The following is a 1,619-nucleotide window of genomic DNA, read 5'->3' as shown; positions in this document are numbered from 1 at the left end:
GCTATCTCATGGAAGTCTTGACTATCACTAAAAAAGAAAGGACGCAAATACAAGCGATCCGTTTCAAAAAAAGAAAACATTGCTAATTTGGTCCAAATATTCATAAACACCTCTACGGTTTAATCCTCAACAAGTGTAATATCCGCTCCTAGATTACGTAATTTTTCAATAATATCAGAATAACCACGTAAGATAAACTCGATATTTGTAATTTCAGTTTGCCCCTTGGCCATCAAACCAGCAATAACTAAAGCTGCACCAGCTCTCAGGTCAGTTGCTTTAACACTGGCTCCACGCAAATCACGTCCACCTGTGTACAAAATATGACCATTTGTTGTCGAAATGTCCGCATCCATCTTTGCTAGTTCAAAAACATGATTTACACGTTTTTCGTAAATCGTATCGACAATTGTACCACGACCATTCGCTCTTAGTAAAAGTGGGGTAATCGGTTGTTGCAAATCAGTTGCAAAGCCCGGGTAAGGAGCTGTCTTAATATTGATTGCTTTCAAATTAGACTGCTCTTCGACAAAAATGCTGTCTTCAGATACAGTCATTCTCACTCCCATTTCTTCCAGCTTAGCAATAAATCCTTCTAAGTGTTCGTATAGTACATTATTAACACGAATTCCTTTACCGACTGCAGCAGCTAAAGAAATATATGTTCCAGCTTCGATACGGTCTGGAATCACCTGATGACGGGTTCCATGTAATTTGTCAACACCATCAATAATGATGATATTAGTTCCTGCACCACGGATATGGGCACCCATATTATTCAAGAGAGTAGCTACATCAATAATCTCAGGCTCACGGGCTGCATTTTCAATAATAGTACGACCATTCGCTTTAACCGCAGCAATCATCGTATTAATCGTCGCACCCACACTAACCGTATCCATGTAAATACTTGCACCATGAAGTCCTGTATCTTTAGCAGATAACTTCATGTTCTCTCCCTCGTAGCTAACAGTGGCACCCATAGCTTCAAAAGCCTTAAGGTGTAAGTCAATCGGACGAGGACCAAGATCACATCCTCCCGGTAGACCAACTGTCGCTTCACCAAAACGGCCTAAGAGGCTCCCATAAAAATAGTAAGATGCACGAAGACTGTTGATTTTTCCATAAGGCATTGGAATATTTTGAACACCTCTTGGATCAATCTCCAAGACATCGTCATAACGCTTAACAGTAGCTCCCATCAATTCCATAATTTCGACAAGACTGGCTACATCCGAAATATCTGGAACACAATCCAAAGTCACCACATCATCAGCCAATATAATAGCTGGAATTAAGGCCACAACGCTATTTTTAGCACCACTAATAGTGATTTCACCTTGTAGTGGTAATCCACCATTGATAACAATTTTTCTCATTCTAAGTTTTTAATACTCTTTCAAGATTTCTAATAAGGTCTTTAAAATAAATTATATCATAAATGCAACCTTTTTTCCATCCTTTTCACTTTTATTGGGTTGGAGTTGATGAGTTATTTTCTGAATTACTAATACTCAATGAAAATCAAAGATCAAACTAGGAAACTAGCAGCAGGTTGCTCAAAGCACTGCTTTGAGGTTGTAGATAGAACTGACGAAGTCAGCTCAAAACACTGTTTT

General features: G+C 38.8%; 1 protein-coding gene and 1 pseudogene. Both read right to left on the bottom strand.

Going from position 1 to position 1,619, the window contains the following annotated elements:
- Window positions 1-104 (bottom strand): annotated as a pseudogene (locus ADI58_RS03885) (GNAT family N-acetyltransferase); the annotation flags it as partial.
- Between the two features lie 15 nt (window positions 105-119).
- Window positions 120-1,379 carry a UDP-N-acetylglucosamine 1-carboxyvinyltransferase gene (locus ADI58_RS03880; protein ID WP_049521539.1) on the bottom strand — a complete coding sequence of 420 codons (1,260 nt, stop codon included), beginning with the start codon at window positions 1,377-1,379 and terminating at the stop codon, window positions 120-122.
- Window positions 1,380-1,619: the final 240 nt, after the last annotated feature.

This window comes from Streptococcus mitis (genome assembly GCF_001074635.1).
Taxonomy (GTDB): domain Bacteria; phylum Bacillota; class Bacilli; order Lactobacillales; family Streptococcaceae; genus Streptococcus; species Streptococcus mitis_E.
The sequence above is the reverse complement of the archived record's forward strand: the minus strand, read 5'-3'. Positions and strand labels throughout refer to the sequence as shown.